Below are 22861 nucleotides of genomic sequence, written 5' to 3' on the forward strand. Positions count from 1 at the left end.
CTTAGTGTGCCCTCGCAAATTAATGATTTCGGTCAAGTAATCAAGGAAAAAACACTCCCTTTGCGCCAATAAAGCACAGGCGAATCCTCTCTTTGCTCCCGCAACAGGCTGCGTTATGGCCAACCCAACGGTTATTTTTTTTTGGTTCCTCTGGTTCTATTGCCTGAAAATCGGTAGTTTTCCCCGTACACAAGCAACCCCAGCCCTAGCCTATGCATGCAGCTCGAATTGTCCCTGTCTTTCTGCTAATAAGCCTGTTTTCTTATCCGGCGCTTTCGGCGATCGAACCGGTTTCTTTCCGGGGATGGTCCAATTGCTACCGCATCTACAACGAGACGGTGGAACTGATCGTCCACGCAGAAACGGGAGGACGTGTTTTGGCTTACCGCATGGGAGGTAAAAACATCCTCTATGCAGATTCCTCTCAAAATGGAAAGGACTTTGAAGCCTGGCAGGCGCAACGCTTTGATCCGGACGGGGGAAGGTTGGATTACGGACCCGAGACCTCCACTCAAAAACTCCACGCCCTGACCTGGATGGGGCCTTGGAAGGCCCAAATTGAGAGTCCTTTCAGGTTGGTGCTGCGCAGCATGCGGGACGAGCAACTGGGGTTGCAGAGCGAACGAATCATAACCCTTTCCCCGAAAGGCAGTCGGGTTGAAATCTTACAACGTGCAGAAAATATAAGCAGGGATACCTTGATGCGCCATTTCTGGAGTCGAACATTGGTACAACCCGACGGTATTCTCACCCTTCCGGTTGATCCGGAAAACAGCCGTTTTTCCTCCGGCTACGGACAGTTTGAGTGGCGACCAAACCGCATCAATCCCGAACCGGCGCCGGACGAACGGATATGGGTTCGCGGAAAGGTCTTGCACTTTCATGCCGTCGGCGCTACCATCAAAGCCGGTAGCGATGCACCTGCGGGATGGATGGGTTACCGCTGGGAAAACCTGCTGTTTATCAAGCGGTATCCGGTGTTCCCGAACGCATCCTATGCGGGCAGTGAACACATGATGGGCATTTTTTACAGCAACGGACGCTTCGCCGAAATGGAACCCTGCAGCCCCAGCTATCAAATGGCGCCGGGAGAGGTCATTGAGTTTACAGAGCACTGGGAGTTGATCGCGTTATAGAACTGCCCATCGAACCCGCCTTTGCCAAAGCCGTTCACCTTTCGCTGGGTGAAAGCCTTTTCCAATTTCCGCAGCAAATCCCATTCGCAGCAAATGCTCCTCCAATGAGGAGAGCAGCCGCCGTTTCGATGCCTGCCAGTACCTTAATGCAACCGCAAAAACCAGGCAGCTGCAAAAAAACCCTTCCTAAAAAAAAATAAGAGGAGTGGTGAAACACCGCCGGTAAGGGAGTCGAAAACCAAACCCTAACCCGGCAAATTACAAATTTAGCCAATAATTGAGCTTCATCACAAAGGCCCTTTGCTTGGAAGCAAACGTATCCGGGAAATAGTTATCCGTGTACACAACGAAAAGGTCAGAGACGGGAGCATAGCGCCATTGGATGCGGGTATTGATGTTGATGTTATCGATCTGATTGTTGTACTGCACAAACGTGGTCCAAAACAGACTTCGGGTAAAGGTAAGATCGATTCTGGGACCGATCAGGAAGAGATCCGCATCGTTTTGAGGCTCGGGTAGCCGGATACGGCTATAACTTAGGTTCATGGAAATATTCGCCAGGTAACCAATTCGCCATTGCAACATTCCCGTAAAATTTGCCAGACTCCCGCTGTAATATTCACCGATCTGTCCGGTTCCCCGTAGCGCCAGCGCTTTTCTGGGATCGGTACGAAAATCGATCCCCATATAGCTGTACCGGTATCCGGTCCCTTCTGCCAACGGTTCCCCACCGGTTCGGGTGGGATCAAAAGGGAAAAAGAGGTAGGTATACTGATTGTTTGCGCTTAGGGTAACTTCGGCAAAGGAGTGAAACTGCACCAGGTAATTTAGGGTATGCAATTCGTCCGTTACTCCCAGCGAGGGGCTCCAGAGCGTTTCGGACAGAAGGCCGGGACCATGGCGATTGACCTGCTCCGAATCGGGAAAAAAGGTATAGCCAATTTCCGGGGCAATGCGTTGGTAGCCCGTACGGGGCGTATAGCCTACCAGCGGGTTGTAATTATCTCCCACATACGAATAGGCCAATCCGGCGTTGAAATTTACATCGTTAAAAGCCAGTTGGGCATGCCCGGTACCGGTATCCTCATCCACGCCTTTTTCAAAGGTGCGGTGGTAAAAAAACTTTCCGCTCCAGCGGTTATCCTTGGAAAACAGATTGTAATCTATGCCTGCCAGCCGGTTATGATCTCCATTCACCAGGTTGGTTTTTTCCATATCCAGGGTTTCCCGGTTGATGAGCATGACTCCTACATTGGAGCGATTAAACACTTTACGCTGCAGGGCTGCTACAGAAAAGTTCTTTCCTGTGATGCCTCGGAGCGGATCGCTTCCGGTCTGCATGTTCATGGCCCCGATGCGCCAGTCATCTGTCAGCTTTCCACTGAGCCGGGCGCCATAAAGGATCTGGTTTTGCACGTTTTGACCAGTGGATTCGTCCCGGTCCACCCCGATCCGGCGGGAAAAAAAGGGTCGGATCCGATCCGTGCCAAAGTCGGCAAAAAGGTCCGCATTTTCCAGAAAAAACTGTCGCCGTTCGGGAAAGAATATTTCAAACCGATCCAGATTGGTTACCTGCTCGTCCACTTCCACCTGGGAAAAATCCGGATTGACTGTCAAATCCAGGTTCAACGCTGGTCCAAGACCAATTTTTGCATCTCCGCCAAAAGAGGGTTTCAATGGTTCGCTAATGCCCTCCTGGGAATTGTTTGAAGTCACCATGGCGGCGTAGGGGATCACCGAATAATTTCCTCCGGATTTGGGCAGGGGTTTTGGAAAAAACAAATTCCGGGAAAAAGCCATGTGGGTGACGTTGAAGTTTCGGGGGATGGGCGTCCAGGTGGTTTTTTCGGAGTATTTGCTATCGATGCGGTAGACGTTCAGGTTCCAATTGTCGGTGGCATCTTTGTAGCGAAGCGTGGAAAACGGAATGGCAATTTCCGCCACCCATCTGTCTTCCAAGATTACAGCCTCGGAATACCACTTATTGTCCCATGCCAGGTTAAAATCGGTCGGTTGCAGGCCTCCATTGCCGACCATGGCCTCTCGCTGCACACCGTAGGGATTGACGCCAAAAATATAGCCGTTTGTCTTGTCATTGAAGGTGTCGATCACGAAACTGATGCCGTCATTTTGATTGCCACGGTAATCGCGACGCAGGGAGGTGCTCACGTAGGCATCCCTTGGCTCCGGGCTACGCATCACTGCGGCGATGTAAAGAAACTTATCGTCGTAGGCGATTTTCACCTCAGTTTCACCGATCGCAGGTAAGGTATCCGTCGGGAAGGTCTGGATAAAGTCGGTGATCCATCCTCCCTCCTGCCATACTTTCTCTGTCAATTCTCCATCCACGGTAATCGGCTCGCTTACCAACACGGCGTGCATGTCAGGCACCGACTCTTGCCCAAAACCAATACTACTAGTTAAAAAAACAACTACATAGGTGATTACAAGTCTTTTCATCAAATCTGGCGTTCAAAGTCCAAGTTAGGACTTCAAACACCAAATATAGGCGTAGATTTACACAAGTGGTAACGAATGGGTACAGGAATTGATCAATCGGCAGCATTTACCCAGACATTGAGGAATCCGGTAGGTAGTTCCAACACGACCTTCAGGTTATCCGGAGCGATCTGCAGGTCAAAATTAGCCGATTCTTCCTCCAAACTCACTTCTCCCAAAAGCCGGTACAGGTCAGAATTGCCGTAGCGGAACTGATTGGTCGGTGTCACCCAAACCAAACCTTTTTTTCCTTTCCCGTAACCCTTCCAGTCCAGGGAAAGGTTACTGCCGGAGAGACTGCCCGACAGGTGCGAGGCGTGGGCCTCTCCCAAAAGCGACACACCATCCACTTCCATTGCCTGATTTTTTGGGATGGAAAGCTGCATGTGCTCGGCCATGGTCGGGAACAAATCGACGATTCCGGGTGTACGGCTGGCAATTTCATTCAAGGCCTTGTTGGAAACGATCCAAGTGGCCCGCTCCTCGTCGGTTTGACCTCCGTGGTGAAATCCACCGTCCCCCCTGCCGTGATCCGTGGTAATCAGGAGTAGCCAGTCCTCGTTGCATTTCTTTTCCCGTTCCCGAATGGCCGACCAAATCAGGCCGACTTGCCGGTCAGCTTCCTGTATGGCACTATCCATTTGCGGGCTGACGCCATACCGGTGCCCCATGTCATCGGTATGCTGCAGGTACACCCAGGTCAGATCCGGTCCCTTTTCCCGGACATCGTTTGCCGCATAGGCAGCCACTTTTCGGTCAATTTCCCGTATGTAATCGCTTTGTTCGTCGTGGGGAATACCCAGGGTATCTACTTCCAGTCCGTCAAAATGGTAGTCCAACTGCAGCTTGCCCGTGGCTTCCAGGTTTTCCCCAACGAGTTTGGTGCGGTTATCCAGCCAGGTAGAGTATACGGCAGTGGTCTTATGGGGGTAGTTCTCCTTAAAATGCCGAAAAATCGTCCAATAATGGTAATTGGGTCGGCGGATGCTGTTTCCCTTAACGTTGTGTTTGTTAACCCACACGCCAGTCAGCAGGCTGTTGTATCCCACTGCGGAAATCGTAGGAGTCTGGGAATAACCGCCCCGCATGCCCCCTACATGGGCCGGATAGTAGCCTCCTTCGGCCATTACCTGGTCCAAATGAGGCGTGGGGTTTTTGAGCAGCAATTCGCGCTGAATACCGTCCAAAATAATAAAAAGGGTCTTTTTTTCCTGCGCCTGGCCAGAAAAAACCAGGAAGAAGCTGGTTAAAAAAAGGAGGGAAAAGACATTCCGTTTGTTCTTCATACGTGCTTTCTATTTTTTGCTTAAGAATAAGAAAAAAAACTAAGCTACCGGAAAACGACGAGTAGCTTAGTCTTTCATTGGGGTTACGTGCCGATTATTCCCATCCAAATAGTTGTTCCAGGTTTGGATTCAAGGTGACTTGTTGCAGCGGAATGGGACGGTAGTAATACTTTGGCTCTACAAAGGTTCGCTCCGTGGTCTCGGTCACGAGCGTGCCTCCCTGTGCGCCGTTTTCCAGGTACACGGTAACGTTGTCGTCTACGGTTCCTGCCCGGTAGTAAATCAGCATTCTTCCCAGGGAGTTGGTTTCCTTGTCCGGGTCACCAGGAATATCCGCATCCTTACCGATCAGGATAATGTCTTCCACTCCGTCCCCGGTCATGTCGTATTTTCCCAATCCTGGAAAATACATGCCCTCTGGAATCCGCTCCAGGAGTTTTCCGGCAGACCAGCGCATCAGGTCGTCGTGGCGGTAGCCCTCCAGTGCAAATTCTACCCGTCGTTCCCGACGGATTTCCAACATCACGCCAGCCATGGGCCCGCTTACCTGTGGGTATTTTTCTGCGAGGAAGGGGTCCGGCTGTGCATTGGCTTCCGTTAACTGCAAATCAGGCATCCCTGCTCGCTGCCGAAGCAAATTTACCGACAGATCCAGATCGGCCTGCGTCAGGCTACCCAATTCTGCCGCACCTTCGGCATAGGTCAGCAACACTTCGGCGTAGCGGTAAACGGGGAAATCCAAGCTTCCCAGGGCCACGTTTTCCGTGGTATTGTTGTAGCCTTTTTGCTGAAAGTATCCGGTAAAATTCCGGTTAAGTATGGGAATAAATTCAGCAGGCTCCGGCTGCCTTACCCAACCCGGGTAAACCAGTGTCTGCGAAAGGCGGGGGTCCCTGTTTTGAAACTCGCTGACATAGGGCAAGGTCTCGAAGCCCGGCTGATCGGTAAAGCGGGATCCATCGCGCATCAGGTAGGTTTGCACCAGATCGCGGGAAGGAGACTGTTCGTAGGTGCCGAAAACGGTGTAATTGATGTCACTGTTTCGGTCTTTGTTCAAGTCATACGGGTTAAAGAGGATCACCTCGCTGTTGCCTCCCAGCTCCTGGCTGGTAAACAGCGCCTGGTAGTCGCTTTCCGGATTTCCGGTTTGGTGCAGGGAGAAATTTCCGGAATCCATGATTTCGCGGGCCAGGTCTTTTGCCCGGGTTAGGAAGTCATTTGCGGATCCTTGCAGGCCAAGCTCATCGTGGTATTTGCGAAAGGTTCCTTCGTACAAAGCCATCCGGGCAAAGAATGTTTTCACCGCCCAATTGCCGGGCGTACCACTGGGTACATCTTCCCGAACATGCTCCGCGGCAAACTCAAGGTCTTCGACGATTCCGTTCACCACGGTCTCTCTGGAATCCCGGCCCTTGAACAGCTCCTCGTCTGCCGGGTTGAGAAGTTGGTCGTACCAGGGTACGTCGGAATAGCGTTTGACCATACCGAAGTAAAATACTGCCCGATAATACCTGGCCAGGCCTTCGTAATGCCGGATGGCGTCCGGGCTTGCGTCAGCATTGGGACTGTTTTCCAGAAAATAATTGATGTTCCGTAGCCGACCCCAATTCCATCCACCCGTGATGTTCTGAGAATTCGGAGAACCGGTCATCATGCTCTTGATTTCGATGGCACCGGTCGTGGCCATGTTATCACTGCTTTGGTCGGCCTGGTATTCAAACATCCCGGGTAGGGACAAGAGGCCGTTTACGTACAGGCGAAGATCTTCTTCCGTCTTAAAAAACGCTTCGGGCGAGATAGACGTCTGCGGGTACCGATCCATAAATTCATCGTCGCAGGATACAAACCAAATGACATTCAGAACCAATAAATAAATGCTATATCTTTTCATCGTGTGTCGGATTTTAAAGGTCAATGTTTACACCAAATGAGTAACGCCGCTGGAAGGGATAGGACCAGCCGTAGCCATTGTTAACGGATTCCGGGTCAACAAAAGATTTGATGGCGGAAAATTCAAACAAGTTCTCTCCGGTGACGAAGAATCGAATCCGGCTGGCATTGATCCTTGACGCAATTTCCTTTGGAACGGAATAGCCAAGAGTCAGATTTTTAACCCGCAGGTAAGCGGCATTTAGCAAATAACCGGTCTGCGGAATATCCAGTCCAGAGCCATAGTTGTTGTCTGCGAGCCAGGCCTGTAGCACGGGATAACTGGAATCGGTATTGGCATCGGCCAATCCTGCATCCAGATAGGATTGACTATGCTGTGCCCGCAGGGCTTCTCCGTCTGCCTGTCCCCGGTAAAAATCCAGGTTCCATGGATAAATATTCGCATAGGGCTGCTGGTAAGGACCCCAGAAGAGGTAGTGCTGGGGGTAATAATCCTGCCGTCCCACTCCTTGCAAAAACATGGACACGTCAAACCCATTCCAGGACACATTCAGGTTGGCACCCACCTGGTATCGGGGACGGCTGTTTCCGATGATGGTCAGGTCTTTGGAATCCGTTTCGGTAAGTCCTTGCTCGATTTTTCCATCGTTATTCAAATCCTCGTATCGGGGCCAGCCGGGTACAATGTCCAGGGCTCCCCAGGGAATGATGGCAGACTGATCCAGCTGGCTGATTTCGTCCTCCGAACTAAATAGACCGTCATTTACCAATCCCCATATCTCGCCTATTTCCTGGCCTACCCGATAATTGGACAACAATCCCTGCTCGTTTTCAAAGCGGGTTATCCAGGAGCGGGAATCGGACACAAAGAACTTGGAAGAAAACTGAACCGGTTTTTCGTAGCTACCGAATTGGTTTCGGTAATTCAACGTGAGTTCCCAGCCTTTGGTCTGCAGGTCCGCGGCATTTTGCTGAGGCGGTGAGGTGCCCAACACCCCTGGCAACTCTACCGGATTGGTTAACATGTCGCGTGTATCCCGGATAAAGTAATCGAAGGTTGCAAAGAATTTATCTTCCCAAAGTCCAAGGTCAACGCCAAAATTGGTGGTAATGACCCGTTCCCAGGTGTAAAAATTCGGATCCACGGCAAGCGCCGGCGCGCTATTGACCACCACCTGCCGGTCCCCTCCGATAAGGTAACTGGATAGCCCTGTAGGAAGGGCCTGCAGGTACCCAAAATTAGACACGTTTTGGTTGCCCAGGCTTCCATAAGATCCCCGTAGCTTGAGCGTAGGAGCGGCGCCCATGGCCATGTCCTGGAAGAAGCCTTCGTCGCTGATAATCCAGGCACCCGAAAGGGAAGGGAAAAATCCCCAGCGGTTGGACGAGGGGAAACGTGAGGAGCCGTCGTATCGACCGTTAAATTCCAAAATGTACTTGTTGTCGTAGGTGTAATTCGCCCGACCGAATACGCTTTGGGTGGCGTAGGAACTGTATCCGGGACGAATAAACGAATCACCGGTAGTCAGGCCCAGGTAGGGCAAGGAAGAGGAAATCAACACCCGTCTTTCCGATTCCACCGAAGAATAGGAGTAGCTTTCCTGGTTATACCCGGCCAAAATGTTGACGGAATGGTCGCCAATGGTTTTGGTATAGTTTCCGTACAGGTCAAAGATGGTGTTTTGCAGGTTGCCGTTTCTTTCTGCCACCAAGCCGTCTCCACCTTCCGTGCGCACGTCATCGGGACCGAATCCGATATCGAATTTCCGTCGGTCCCAGCCGTAGATCCATTGCTCCCGCTTAAAGCTACCGTTTCCGGTGACGGTGAGGTCTCCGTTAAAGAAGGTACCGATGGCTCGAAAGATATTGTGAAAGCCAAACATGTCCTCCTGGTTTCGCCCTCCGTCTACCAGCCGGGCGGCCAGCCTTCCGGCATCGGTATTGGCCCAGGTGCCGTCAGGGTTTTCAGCCACTTCGATGGGCGTCAAGAAATAAATATCCGTGATATTGTTGGTTGATTCCGCCCGTTTGGTTTGGTAGATGTTCAGGTTGTTGTCCAGCTTCAGCCAGGATTTCGGCGTGGCCGTGAGGCGTGCGCGCAACGAATACCTGTCCCAGTTATCTGGCTGCAATTTATTCATGCCGTTTTCCCGGGTATAATCACCGGACACGTAGTAGGTCATGGGCATGTTTTCATTGTTTGAACTTCCACTGATGGCCAGGCTTTGATTGGTAGAAAAGCTGGCATTGTTGAAATAATAGCCGTACCAATCGTTGTTGCCCATGTACGCCCACTGATTGGGATTGTTGGGGTCGATTCGTACATCTTCTACGCTGGGATCTTCCGAACGTTCACGGGCCCATTGGTAATGAAAATCATTGAAGTTGATGTAATTCCAGGGCGTATTGCTGGTCGCTTGATCCATGACCCGGGAATAGATGTAGGGGTCGGTAACGGGTTCTGGCAACACGGTGGGTTTGCCCCAGGAAAAGTTGCTGTTGTACGAGATGGTTTGCTTGCTGCCCCCTTGCTTGGTCGTGATCAGTACTACGCCAAAGGCGGCGCGGGCGCCGTAAATGGCGGCCGATGCAGCGTCCCGGAGTACCGAAAAGGATTCGATATCCGCAGGATTCAGGCGAAGCAGGTCTTCGTAGGCCACGGCGATCCCATCAATAACGATCAGCGGACCGCCTCCATTAACAGAGGTAAAACCCCGGATGTTGATATCCGGAACCGTGCCGGGACGGCCACCCGAATAGGTAATGTTCAGCCCGGGACTGGCACCTTGCAAGCCTTGCATGACGTTGGCGACCGGGCGGTTGATAATGTCTTCCCCGGATATCTGGTCCACGGCACCGGTGAGGTTGATTTTCTTCTGGGTACCGTATCCCACCACCACTACCTGCTCCAACAGGGTTTCCTCGGCGGCAAGGGTTACATCGAGATTGGTGCGGTCCCCAACCCGGATGGTACGCGTCTCAAACCCGATAAAGGAAAATATCAGCTCGGACTCCGGAGAGGGAACTTCGATGCTGTATGCACCATCAATATCGGTAATACTTACGCTGTTTCCGCCCTTTTGGTAAACGGAAACTCCCGGTAAAGGCAGGTCTTCTACGCCATCTTTAACCACGCCTTTAACCACAATCTGCGCCTGGGTCGCCCCAAGCAACATCAGCGAAAAAAGCAGGGTCAAAAAACCCGTTTTCTTGGTGAAGTCTTTTAGTAGGTGTAATTCTTTTCTCATATACTTTTAGGTGTTGGTGATGAATTGGTTCGAATCTATCTTTTGCAAGGTAGCTTTTGCTTATTACCTTATTGTTACGCTGGATTTACGTTTTATTTATTGAATAATCATTCAATATTAAATAATTTAAAACTAATAAAAAATTCAGATTAATAATATTTTTATGACTAAATTGGCCTTTTTATTCCATATTATATGAAAAATACGATTAGGAAAGAGCGCGAAAAGGAGATCATTTCGGGCTTGTACGAACTGTCCCGTCTGGAGGGATTGGAAAACGTCTCCATCGCAAAAATCGGCAAGCACCTGGGCATGCCGCCAAGCCTGGTCATGCATTATTTCCCAAGCAAGCGATTGTTGATTCTGGGGCTAATCGATCACATTCTGCATCAGTATCAGCTTATTTACAGGCCCATCATCAGCAAGATGGAAAAGCATCCACGCATCAGTCCGGAACTGTTGGTGGACCGGCTTTTTTCCCGGGAATGGAACCTCCTCTTTGACGATGGAGTCTTTTTTAGTTGTTATGCGTTTATCTTCCGGGATGCCGCCATCAAACGGGAATACAAAAACCTGCATGTAAAGTTACGGTCAACCCTAAAAACCTTGTTGGATAAGGACGAGGTGCTTGTAAACGGGGATACAGGTTTGTTGGCCGAACGCATTTTTGTGGTCATTGAAGGTGCCTATTATTACCTGTCCATGATGGATGACCCCAAAACCTACGATCAAAAGCTAAAAATATTCAAAGACCAGGTGTACGAACTCATCTATTCCGAGATCAACCGACTCCAATATCCAGCCCAATCGGAATAGAAAAATGTCTGTCGATCGCTGATAGCTGGCCAAGGCAATCGGAGCCTTGACTCATACGACCTTTCTACAAAAGAGGATGTATTGAACCGAGCCGATTGGTAGCCGATGTGCCTTCCAGGTACGAAATGCCAAACCAGAACCCTTCTGGCGTTCCTGGGACGTTTTGCATTGCTTTTCTTACAATTTTGTGGCAGACAGTCGGGAGAAAGCAACGCCTATCGGCTTTCCAAGGACGATCTGCTTGCTTGATGGAGGGTTGGTGGGAGATGAATCCTTCGGACAGGCCACCTGCCTGATCCCGGACTGGAACGACAGTTCGCACATGCGGGTAAGTTGGAAGGACGAGGGTAGCTCCAGGGAAATTGGAATTCCGGTTATGCCCCTGGATTTCGATCCCACCAACGATGTCCGGGAGCTCATTCTGCTACCTACGCTTCCCCGGAAATACACTTTTTTTTGTACAGCATCCGGCCTGGCAACAATTTATCAAGCGTTTTGAACCTGGCGAAAAGCAGTGTAACGATAGGCTACCGCCTACTTTTCGATTCTGAAAATTAGGCTTTATGGAAATTTTTAGAGTATTTTTACGGCGTATGAAGAGCGTGACCTGGTTTTATTTTTGGAGGCCCACAACCTATATTCATTGTTTTCTTTACCTTGTCGGGATGGCTGGCCTGGCAGGGTGCCATACCCAGGTGGATTCCTATCAATCCCTATCCGAAGAAACCTCTGATATATTGGACCGATCGAGTAACCTGCTCAACAGCGGTCAATACAGAAAGTCCCTGCAATTTCTGGACAGTGCCTACCAGCAAATTGCCGACAAAACACCGCTGGATTGGTGGGAAAGATATAATTTTTTAAGCCGGGTGTATCTGAAATACGATGTTGATCTGGCAAAATCCCGGACCTATCTGGACAGCATGTTTTGGGTGCTTGAGGATCGTACCGACCTGTACCGGCAAGAATATGCCCAAACCAAATTTCTGGAAGGAGACTGGCACAAAGCCCGACGGGATTTCGATGAGGCGTTTGCCAGCTATTTCGAAGGGCTGGAATTTGCTCAGGCCAATTTGGACGACTGCCTGATCAGTAACTTGACCTACCAATTGGGGATTTTCCGCTACGAGCAGGAACAGTATGCCGCAAGCATCCCATTTTTTAAAAAAGCGATCGAGGAAAATCAGGACTGCTGGGACGAAGAAATGATGGACCAAAACCTGTATTTCCCTCAAATGTATCGAAACACGCTTGGCCTGGCCTATGAAAAGACGGGTGCTTTGGACAGTGCGGCCTTTTTTTACCGGAGTGGGTTGGATTTTCTTCAGGACATATTGGATCGATATCCTGAAGAAGAGAAATTCATTACCCTGGCCAAAGGAGTATTCCTGGGCAACCTGGGCGGGGTGTTAGGTCGTATGGGGGAGTTAGCAGCGGCCGAGCAATTTTTGAAAGAAAGCATCGCCATCAACAGCCAACCGGATTTTGACGTGTTGGACGCGCTGACGGCCAAAATAAAACTCGCGGAATTATACATTGATCAAGATCGGCTGGAGGAAGCGCAGCGATTGCTGGACTCCATGGATTCCGCGCTATCCAACGCCGAATTAAAAAATCGTGCCTATGTACAGGGGCGAATCCGGTGGTCAAAAGCAATGAGTGCATTTTACGAGCAACAAGACAGGCTGGAAAAAGCCTATCCCTTTCTGAAAATGCACCATCGCCTACAGGATTCCCTGAATCTGGCAGACAATGCCCTCAAGTCTGTAGACATGGAGGCCTCTCTCCAAAATGTTTCGCAGCAATACCAACTTTCCCTGATCAACCGTGACAATCAAATCAAGAACATCTACCTGAGCGCAGTTGTCGTGTTTACGATCTTGCTCGTCGTTTTACTCCTGGTCATCTGGCAGGGGTTGAAACGTTCAAAAAAAATCAACAAAGTCATCAGCCAGCAGAATATCGAATTGCAAGAAACACTGGGAGCATTGGAACAAAGCCAGGCTGAAAACACCAAAATCATGTACATGGTGGCCCACGACCTGAGGAATCCCATTAGCAGCATGGTGATGATGGCCGATATACTTCTTTCTGATGAACAGATTTCGGGGGAAAACCGCGTACTCCTGGGCCATATCAAGACCTCCTGCAACAATTCCCTGAATCTGGTTTCTGAAATGATGCAGTCGAATAAAAATGCGGCTTCTTTTCCCAAAGAAGCCGTAAACATCGACCGCCTGTTGAACTATTGTGTGGAGTTGCTGCAACACAAGGCGCAAGAGAAGCAGCAGAAATTGATTTTAGAAACCATTCCTGTCACCGCCTATGTGAGCCGGGAAAAACTATGGCGAGTCATCAGCAACCTGATCGCGAATGCAGTAAAATTTAGTCCGAAAAGTAAATCCATTCGGATCAGCATGAAGAAAAAATCCGAAAAGGTCATCATTTCGATCAAAGACGAGGGAATAGGTATACCTGAATCCATTAAAACCAAGGTTTTTGAGTGGTACACCGACGGAAAGCGACCCGGTACCGAAGGGGAAAAACCGTTTGGCATGGGACTGGCCATCTCCAAACAAATCATTACGGCCCACGGAGGCACGATTTGGTTCGAAAGCGAAGAGAACAAAGGGACCACTTTTTACGTCGAAATCCCAATCATGCCGGAAAAAAGCGAATCCTAGCATTTATTCCGTATATAAAACAGGGTTCCGGCTTTTCCCGAGTGACTGGGGGAAGCCCATCGATCCAATGTCCTTTGGAACGAACAGGCACCGGATAAGTAGCCCCTGCAGTAAATTCCTCCCCTGCTGCTGCAGAAAAACAGCGTCTTCCCTAGAAAAATACTACCCAAGCGGAAAGGTTACCGGCAAAAACGAAAGCCACGCTCCGATAGTACCCGAGAATCCCCTGAAGGACTTTATTAAGTGAAATTTGGTTTGAAATTTGAATAATTAATGCAAATTTTGATTCGATTTTAACTAAGAAAGATGTTAGGTATGAATAAATACATTGACCTTATCAAACAAACGTTTGATTTTCCGACGAAAGAGTTCACGGTCGCCAACAACCGGCTGGAGTTCAACGGGGTAGACCTGATGGAAATCATTCAGGAATACGGCACTCCGTTAAAACTCACGTACTTGCCAAAAATTTCTGAAAACATACAGAACGCCAAAACCTACTTTGGCAATGCCATGCAGGCGCACGATTACAAAGGTTCCTATACCTATTGCTATTGCACTAAATCCTCACACTTTAGTTTTATTCTGGACGAAGCCCTGAAAAATGACGTCCACATAGAAACGAGCTCGACCTTTGATATCCCCTTGGTAAAGAGTCTCTTTGCACAGGGCAAAATCAGGAAAGATACCTACGTGGTCTGCAATGGCTTTAAACGTGACCTTTATAAACAATATGTAACCGAACTACTCAATGATGGATTCATCAATTGTATACCGGTACTGGACAATCTGACCGAAATCGACTATTTCCTGGAGCACGTAAAGGTGCCCTTCAAGGTAGGGATTCGGATCGCAGCGGACGAAGAGCCAAAATTTGGTTTCTACACCTCTCGTCTGGGGGTTCGCTACCACGATATCATACAGTTGTACGAAGAAAAAATCAAGAACAATCCAAATGTTAGCTTGAAAATGCTTCATTTTTTCATCAATTCCGGAATCAGAGACACTGCCTATTACTGGTCCGAACTCACCCGATTCATCCAAAAATACGTGGAATTAAAAAAAGTGGCGCCTGAATTGGATACCATGGACGTGGGCGGCGGATGGCCGATCAAGACCAATGTCTTTTTTGATTACGATTACCAGTACATGGCCGACCAAATCATCAAGAATATCAAATGGATGTGTGCCAAAAACAACACGGTAGAACCCAATATTTTTACCGAATTTGGTAGCTATACGGTGGGAGAAAGTGGTGCCGTCCTGTATTCCATATTGGATGAAAAGCTGCAAAACGACAAGGAACTCTGGTACATGATCGACGGCTCGTTCATTACCCAGCTACCGGATAGCTGGGGGCTCAACCAGAAATACATCATGCTGGCAATCAACAATTGGGACAAAGAGTACCACAATATTTCGCTGGGTGGACTGACTTGCGATAGCATGGATTACTACAACTCAGAGGCCCATCAGTTTAACATCTACCTCCCCAAACTGGAAAAAGGAAACCAACAATACATTGGTTTTTTCCATACCGGGGCCTATCAGGAGTCCCTGGGTGGCTACGGAGGCATTCAGCACTGCCTCATCCCTGCACCCAAACATGTTATCATCGACCGGCAAAGCGACGGCAGCATCCGGCACTGGCTATTTGCCCCGGAACAGGAAAGCAAAGACATGATGCAAATCCTGGGGTACAAATAAAACGGAGGGCTTCTGCCCTCTTTTTTTGGCAGGCAATTTGCCTGAAGAAGTTCAACCTGCTATTGCTTCAGCTAGACAGGCTATCGTCCTACTTGCATGAGAACGGAAATGACCAGAAGCTTGATTCTTTTTTTTATTTTTCTTTTGTCCGGAGAGCCGGGAATGGCTCAGGTACGAAGTGTGTTTGACGGTCCCTACACTTTCCAGGGCAAAGAAGGCACCGCTACCTTTGAGGTGCTCCCAGGTGACGAGAAAAACCCGGTGCGGGACGGCTTTTTCCGCTTTGACCACCTGGAAAAAGACCGGTCGGACCCAACCATTCTGCATAAGTTTCAGGTTACCGGCGAATACATCCAGAACCAGCGCTCGGGTACCTGGATATTTGAGCAGGAAACGCACCGGGTGGAGCTGCAGGACGTGGTCAATTTTGAACTTGTCAGCAGCCTGACGAGCGACAAGCGATACGTGGAAGCCAACTATACGGACGGTGTGAAAACCGGCCTTTGGAGGTTCAGGGAGGAAAAATTTATAGACGGGAAAATCCAACCAAAAGCCGAGGCAAACGGGATTCTCTTTTCTGAAGGAAAAATTACCAAAAACATCGATTACCGAGCATTTGAGGGTGATTTCACCCAATTGATCCGAGGCGAAATCAACGATCAGGGCTACCTGGACGGTGAGTGGTCCATGGTGTACCTGGAAGACGGAAAATTGATCTCCGAAGTTCGGAATTACGAGAGAGGCTTTCTTTTGGGCATTACCAAACGTAACCTGAAAACAGGGGTCCGGGTCAATGAAGTGATTTTTCATGAAACCATAGAAAGGCTACAAAAGCTTGAAGAGGGGCCGCAGACGGCCTTTAAAATAGCCGACCGGGATTTCGGATTGGTTTACAACGACGGATTTCCGTCAAACAGCTTGCCAATCCACATTCAAAAATCCGGAAACCAATTCATTCATTCTTTTATCTCCAAGCTACTCCAATACGATACCGAAGAGTCGGAACAAGCCTCCTACCCCATTCGAACCAAACGATTTGAATACAGCCTGTACAAGGAAACCGAGGAATTGTTGGCATCGATAAGCGAAAAGTACCTGACCTTTAAGGACAGCACTACGAAATATGCACACATGCATGCCCTCGCACTGAACAAAGACAAAAGTGACTCGCTGGCTTATGCGCAGGCCTTTTTTACCAACCGGCTAAAAAAAGTGGAACAGATGGAGGAATTGATGGAGCTGATTCGTACCGGGGACCTCCGGTTTTACGATTTGAGCAATTTCACTGCTAGGGGTGTCGGATTCCTGTCCCCCCTGGACCTTATCAACTATTCGTATCAGGATCAGGAACGTAGCAAAATCATTCCCCGGGAGGTGGACTATGCTAACCCACAGAGCTTTTTAAAACGGGTTGACAGCCATTTGGAGGAGGAAATTGCTTTTGCTAACGCCATGGCCCGGTATACCAGGAAAGAACTCCAATCCATACGCATCAGTCATGCCCTGGCAACAATCGAGGAGAGCCTCCGTGAAAAACAGTCGCTGGTCGACTCCTTGTACCACAACCACCCGGCGACTTCCCCCACCGAACGTCAATTTTTTGACAAGTTTACCGACAATTTCCTGCACAAAAACCTTCAGGAAAAGCTGTCCGACTATGCAACCGCAAAGGAGACCGATGAAAAAGTAACCCGCGGCGAAGAATTGCTCGATTATTTCACCGAGCTTCAAACACGCTATCCGGAAATCGCTGCGGTGTTTTCCAGAAACAGCGAAATCGATGCCTTGTACAAAGAGGAAACCTTCGACCCCTTTACCTATACCCGGTATCAGGCCCGGGCAAAACCCAGGCTGTTCGAAGCGGGGATGAATACCCTCCTACTCCATTATCTTGAGGAATTGGCGGAAGAAAAAAACTACCGGCAGATGAAAAACCATCTGAATCAAATCGAGCTACTCCAGCGAAAACTAATTGATCTCCGGGAACGCTCCACGAAAAGCCTGGAACGTAAGCTGGGAAGAACCAAAAACCCGGGACGCATTCGTTCCCTATTGGACCTCTAGCGGATATCCCCGACAATTCGGGCGCTCGATATATCCCAATAAACCCATTCCTGTAGAAAAAAAAGACCCTGTGTTGCCTGCTAAAAAAATAGAATGAACGCGAGCAGAAAAAACTACCCACTTTTAATTCTCATCATGGTTTTCCTATTCCTGATGAGCAGCCGCTCATTCGGGCAGTTTATGGAATCCCAGGCTGAGGGAACGTCCTTACCTGAAAAGGAATACAACAGACAATCAGGATTATGGTTGGGCGTGTACACGAAATACAAAATAGGCCAAAAATTGTTTTATTACGGAGAATACCACATGCGCCGGAGGGATCGATTGGTACAAAACATGGCCCAGATTTACCTGCGCTTCGGCCTGTCCTACCTGATCAATGAAAAGCTGGAAGTTACCGGAGGAATTGTCACGCCTTTTTATTGGGCACCGGAGGACCTGTACACCAGCCAGGAGCAAATCGACAAAGTAATCAACCAATTTCGTTTCTGGCAGCAATTCCTGTTCGTCCAAACCATGGGTCGGGTAAAAATCTACCATCAAATCCGTACCGAACAGCGCTGGAAAAGAGACTATTTGGTCGGTTCTCCTTTTGAATTGACCCACCGCATGCGGTACAAGATTACCAGCTACATTCCTTTAAACAAACCAAAATTGCAAGACAAAACCCTGTTCTTTTCGGGTTACAACGAAATCTTTATTCAGGCTGGTAAATCTATCGTGTACAACTATTTCGAAGACAATCGGCTTTTTTTGGGCCTGGGCTACGTGATCAATGAAAAATTTCAACTCCAGGCAGGCTACATGAAAAGCATTCAACAAAGGGAACGAGGCTTCGATTTAAACAATCGGGACATCATCCGCTTCAGCATCTACCATAACCTGGATTTTACCAAAGCGAAGAAACAAGTGAAGGCCCGTGAAATCAAGCCGGTACTGTAAGCGGACGGTATCGATAGCCGGCTACGCAGCAGCCTGGAATAAGGGGAAGACAGCCTGCCTTACCCTCGGGCCGCAGCTGCACAGCTATCCAAAAAGCAGCCCTGCGACCGGTATCTGGTTTATTTTTTATGAATCTCTGAAAAAACGTATCTTTTTTTGACGTAACTTGTTACGATTTTTGAAACAACCTGTTTGGGAGATGCGAAGAAAAAAGCTGGTTGGAATAGCGACGGTGTTGGGGCTGCCATTGCTTGCAATGGTCGCGGGCCTTTATGGATTGTATACGAATCAGGAATTGCTCACCCAACGGGCGATTTCCTCCATTAACGAGCAATTTGTGGGGCAGCTCGAAGTGGGGCAGGTACACCTTTCCCCTTTTGCCAATTTTCCTTACCTGTCTGTGGATTTAAAAGAAGTGAAATTCTTTGAAAATAAATCAAAGGAAGCCCTACCCCTCTACGAGGCACAGGATGTATACATTGGGTTCAACCTCTTGGATATACTGCTTGGGCGCTACCGGGTCAAACGCATTCAAATCCAATCGGGCCAATTAACGGTCATACAAAACAAAGAGGGCGAACTGAACCTGTTGCGGGCGAAAACTATTCCGACTGCCTCTCAACCCGAGAAACCCTCGGAGGCCTTCTCCGTTGACCTGAAGCAATTGGTGGTAAAGGACTTTATCCTGTCCTATACCGACGAGTTGGGCGACAGGACTGTACAAACACAGGTTGATGCCCTCTATTCACGCATGAAATTGGACCAGGAACGGCTCCTGCTTGGTGTTGAGGGAGATTTGCTAGTAAACCTGCTGGAAAAAAATGAACCGACTTTTTTTTCGGACAAAAAGGTGCGGCTGGATTGGGAAATCGACTACGACCTGGCTTCCAATCGACTTAAGGTACTTCCTTCCCGAATGCAGCTGGACGAGGGACTCTTTACCCTGGAAGGACAAATTGATATAGACGATGATCTGAACACCGATTTAAAACTGTATGGAGAAAAGCCCGATTTCAGTATTTTTACCGCTTTTGCCCCAAAAGAGGTTACGGAAGCCCTGCGAAATTACCAGAACGAGGGACATATCTATTTTCTTGGGACCATTCTTGGCAAAGCGGCCGGCGGAAATTCACCTGCCATTGCCGTAGAATTCGGCTGCGAAAATGCGTATTTTCTTAATACCAGGCAAAACAAGCGGATCGATGAACTCAACTTTTCCGGCTTCTACACCAATGGCAAAGAACGTAGCCTCAAGACTTCTGAAATCCGGCTGCAGCGTTTTTATGCCAGGCCGGAAGAGGGTGCATTTGAAGGGGGATTGATCATTCGGGATTTTGAAGATCCCTACATCAACATGCAGCTTCACGCCGACCTGGACCTGGCGTTTATCGGTGCTTTTTTTGAAGTGGAAGGTCTGGAAAAGCTAAAGGGGAAGGTTATTCTGGACATGGACCTGGACGAAATCATCGGGAGTGAGGCCCCCGCGTTGGGGATGGCCAAGCTAAAAGATGGCATTGACAGCGAGCTTCGCATCGAGAATCTTTCCTTTCTTATCCCCGGACACCCCCATCCGGTAACCGATGGCAATGGGCTGGCCAGAATGCAGGAAGGCAGGATCGACCTGCAGCATTTATCCTTTAAAATGGGGGATTCGGACTTTTCTTTCTCCGGAACTGTCAGTGACCTCCCTGCCCTTTTTCATGGTTTGGACAAAGAAGTAACGGTTCGACTCAAAAGCGAATCGGATCGGATTTCACTCGCACATGTGTTAGCTCCTGATACGGCCGGCGTTGCGCCTTTCAACGAGGAAATCTTCGATTTCCGCCTTGGCCTGCTCATGGAAGCCAATGCCAGGGACCTTCGCAATTTCCGTTACCTGCCAAAAGGCCGTGTGGTGGTGGAAGACCTCAACGCCAAACTGAACCAGTACCCCCATGCCTTTCATGATTTCGACGTTTCCCTCACGCTGACCGACAGTTCCGTTCAGGTGGATCGGTTTTCCGGAGAAATTGACGGCAGCGATTTTCATTTTTCGGGAAGCCTTTATCCCTATACCAAGTGGTTTCAGCAGGTAAAAACAGGAACCAGTCATTTTAATTTTTCCTTCGAATCCAACCTGCTAAAAATCAAAGATCTGCTCACGTACAAGGGGGAAAATTACCTGCCCGAATCGTACCGGGAGGAAGCTCTTTCAGAGCTCTTCTTTTCCGGAAGCCTTGCGCTTCATTACGACACCGTTTTTCGATCCGCAGACCTTACCCTTTCGCAACTGGGAGGTAAACTGCGGCATCATCCGCTAAAATTGGAGAACTTTGCGGGTAGAATACGTTATGAAAACGGTAATACACTCGTGGAGAATTTAAGCGGACAGCTAGGTGAGAGTGATTTCACGGTTGACATGAACTATTTTTCGGGAGCCGACAGTACGGAAAAAACCCGTCCGAACTTCTTTTCTTTGCAAGCGGATGCCCTGGACCTGGATGCGCTGCTAAATTATCATCCCGACGACACCGCCAAAGTGGCACACGACGCGGCTTTTAACGTTTTTGATCTTCCTTTTTCAGCCATGGACTTTGAGGTAGCTATCGGAAAACTTACCTACCATACCTACGCGTTGGAAAAGGTAACTACTTCCTTTCGCACCACCGAGGACCATTACCTCTACGTGGATACCTTGTCGCTGCGGACGGCGGAGGGAAGTCTGGGCATGATGGGATATTTCAACGGCTCAGACCCCAGCCACATCTACTTTCACAGCACCATGCGCGCTGACAGACTTGACCTGGATCGATTGATGGTAAAATTTGAAAATTTTGGGCAGGATTATTTAATCAACGAAAACTTGCACGGGAAAATCAGCGGGACTATCACCAGCAAATTTCTGGTACATCCCGACCTCACCCCCATCATTGAACAGAGTGAAGCACATATGGAGCTCAGCGTGCAGGAGGGTAGCCTGGTAAATTTCACCCCGTTCCAGGCCATGTCCTCTTATTTTAAGGATAAAAACCTAAATCTGGTCCGGTTTGATACACTTGAAAACACCTTTGACCTGAAAAATGGGATCCTCCATATTCCCAAAATGACCGTCAATTCCAGCCTGGGATTTATCGAATTATCGGGTATGCAAGGTCTGGACCTAAACATGGACTATTTTATCCGGATCCCGCTGGGCTTGGTCACGCAGGCTGGCATACGCTCGCTATTTGCGGGGAACGACCCGAAAGCCATTGACCCGGAGCAGGAAGACGAAATCATCTACCGGGATCCGGACCGGCGTACCCGGTTTATCAATATCAACGTAACAGGAACGCCAGAGGACTACGAATTCCGTTTGGGGAAGGACAAAAAAAATCGCTGAATCGACCAAAAACACCGGCTCCCGTTGGACTTGTAGGCACCGCCGCGGTAGGTTAGGATTAACATCCAATTTGTCTTGGGAGACCATTGTGGGTATGGGGCATAATTTGTAACTTCACGATTCGGTAGATACCTAACACCTGAACCAAGCCTATTCGTCATGAAACGTATTTTCCCCTCCCTACTGCTGTCCTGTTTAGTTGCGATCTCCTGTCAACCCAACGAAAAAAATCAAGGCGATGCCGGGGTACAGCCCACTCTGGAAGAAACGGATAGCCTGACGGAGCTAGAAAAGGAACACCTGATCTTCAGGGATACCTATGCAGACAGTGTCAATCAGGGCTACCTGCCAGATACCTTTAAGGGCAGCGCAAGAAGAGAGGCCCTGGGGACTATTGGTGACGTTCACGTCACCGTAAACTATGGATCTCCTGGTGTTAGAGGCCGGGTGATCTGGAACGGGCTGGTGTCCTATGACCAGGTCTGGGTAAGCGGTTCTCATTGGGCCACTGCCATCCACTTTTCGGACGAGGTTCGTATTCAGGATAAATCAATACAGCCTGGTTGGTATGGCTTTTTTACAATTCCCGGGCGAGAAAAATGGACGCTTATCCTAAATAAGAACTACGACCAGCATCTGGCAGAGGAATACGATCCGAATGAAGATTTGTTGCGAGTTGAAACAGATCCTGTCCTGTTGGCAGACACCGTTCAACGACTCACCTATGCAATTGAACCAACAGGAGATAAAACGGGCCTGCTAAGCATGAGCTGGGACAAAATCCGACTGGAATTGCCCATCGAAGACCTGTAAGAAGGCCCCGGGAGGAATTCCACTACAGATTGATTTCCAAGTCGATGTGTCCCTCTGTACTTGCACCCGTATTCCCAGTTGGCTCCTCCCATCCAGGTCAAGCTGATCCGTGCAGCGCCGGAGGCTTCCCTGTAATCGGTCTTTCAACCTTTTAAACATAGCCTTCTCCAGAAAAAAATTCGTTCCTGCCATCTTCAGGCGATTATTACCAAAAATTTGCTGATTGACCTTGCTAAGCCGACCGATCGATCCCGAGCAGGTTGGATAGGTCTTTGCCAGTAGGGTTCCTTTGAAATCGTGGGTAAGCAAAAAATTACCGCATCCGAAATCCTTTACCTGGATCATGGAATTACCGGTGGTTTTTGCCGGAGCAGGTCGATTAAAAATCAGCGTATCGAACCCGTGCTGGCGGTCC

Annotated in this window: 13 protein-coding genes; 9 read left to right on the plus strand and 4 right to left on the minus strand. The window is 49.0% G+C overall.

All coding sequences use genetic code 11. The features are described 5' to 3' along the window. Positions 1-212 precede the first annotated feature (212 nt). On the plus strand, positions 213-1136 hold the full coding sequence (locus ABWH99_RS15315; RefSeq protein WP_375582723.1) for a hypothetical protein: 924 nt from the start codon (positions 213-215) through the stop codon (positions 1134-1136). 258 nt (positions 1137-1394) lie between these two features. Here ABWH99_RS15315 and ABWH99_RS15320 read toward each other — a convergent pair whose 3' ends face one another. The 4 genes from ABWH99_RS15320 to ABWH99_RS15335 form a co-directional block, all read right to left on the minus strand. Next, entirely contained in the window at positions 1395-3596 is a 2202-nt protein-coding gene (locus ABWH99_RS15320; RefSeq protein WP_375582724.1) for a DUF5916 domain-containing protein, read from the minus strand. A 92-nt stretch (positions 3597-3688) separates the two neighbouring features. Further along, positions 3689-4921, minus strand: a complete 1233-nt coding sequence (locus tag ABWH99_RS15325; protein ID WP_375582725.1) for an alkaline phosphatase family protein — start codon at positions 4919-4921, stop codon at positions 3689-3691. Positions 4922-5015: 94 nt separating this feature from the next. Further along, a complete protein-coding gene (locus ABWH99_RS15330; RefSeq protein WP_375582726.1) occupies positions 5016-6812 on the minus strand; it encodes a RagB/SusD family nutrient uptake outer membrane protein in 1797 nt (598 codons plus the stop codon). Positions 6813-6825: 13 nt separating this feature from the next. Then, positions 6826-10059 (minus strand): SusC/RagA family TonB-linked outer membrane protein, encoded by a 3234-nt coding sequence (locus ABWH99_RS15335; protein ID WP_375582727.1) that lies wholly within the window; start codon positions 10057-10059, stop codon positions 6826-6828. A 195-nt stretch (positions 10060-10254) separates the two neighbouring features. Between ABWH99_RS15335 and ABWH99_RS15340 the strand changes: the two genes are divergently transcribed. From ABWH99_RS15340 to ABWH99_RS15375, 8 genes are all read left to right on the plus strand, one after another. Continuing rightward, positions 10255-10875: a TetR family transcriptional regulator gene (locus tag ABWH99_RS15340; RefSeq protein WP_375582728.1), complete on the plus strand. Its 621-nt coding sequence runs from the start codon at positions 10255-10257 to the stop codon at positions 10873-10875. 163 nt (positions 10876-11038) lie between these two features. After that, entirely contained in the window at positions 11039-11374 is a 336-nt protein-coding gene (locus tag ABWH99_RS15345) for a hypothetical protein (RefSeq protein WP_375582729.1), read from the plus strand. 64 nt (positions 11375-11438) lie between these two features. Further along, positions 11439-13559, plus strand: coding sequence for an ATP-binding protein (locus ABWH99_RS15350; protein ID WP_375582730.1), 2121 nt, complete (start codon positions 11439-11441; stop codon positions 13557-13559). Between the two features lie 315 nt (positions 13560-13874). Further along, positions 13875-15266 carry an arginine decarboxylase gene (locus ABWH99_RS15355; protein ID WP_375582731.1) on the plus strand — a complete coding sequence of 464 codons (1392 nt, stop codon included), beginning with the start codon at positions 13875-13877 and terminating at the stop codon, positions 15264-15266. A 96-nt stretch (positions 15267-15362) separates the two neighbouring features. After that, the gene (locus ABWH99_RS15360) at positions 15363-17330 is read left to right on the plus strand and encodes a hypothetical protein (RefSeq protein ID WP_375582732.1); all 1968 of its coding nucleotides are present in this window, start codon (positions 15363-15365) and stop codon (positions 17328-17330) included. A gap of 93 nt (positions 17331-17423) precedes the next feature. Continuing rightward, positions 17424-18272 carry a DUF2490 domain-containing protein gene (locus ABWH99_RS15365; RefSeq protein WP_375582733.1) on the plus strand — a complete coding sequence of 283 codons (849 nt, stop codon included), beginning with the start codon at positions 17424-17426 and terminating at the stop codon, positions 18270-18272. Positions 18273-18471: 199 nt separating this feature from the next. After that, the gene (locus ABWH99_RS15370) at positions 18472-21633 is read left to right on the plus strand and encodes an AsmA-like C-terminal region-containing protein (RefSeq protein ID WP_375582734.1); all 3162 of its coding nucleotides are present in this window, start codon (positions 18472-18474) and stop codon (positions 21631-21633) included. Positions 21634-21792: 159 nt separating this feature from the next. Then, positions 21793-22446 (plus strand): DUF2911 domain-containing protein, encoded by a 654-nt coding sequence (locus tag ABWH99_RS15375; protein ID WP_375582735.1) that lies wholly within the window; start codon positions 21793-21795, stop codon positions 22444-22446. Positions 22447-22861 lie beyond the last annotated feature (415 nt).

Source organism: Cyclobacterium xiamenense, assembly GCF_042140265.1.
Classification (GTDB): domain Bacteria; phylum Bacteroidota; class Bacteroidia; order Cytophagales; family Cyclobacteriaceae; genus Cyclobacterium; species Cyclobacterium xiamenense_A.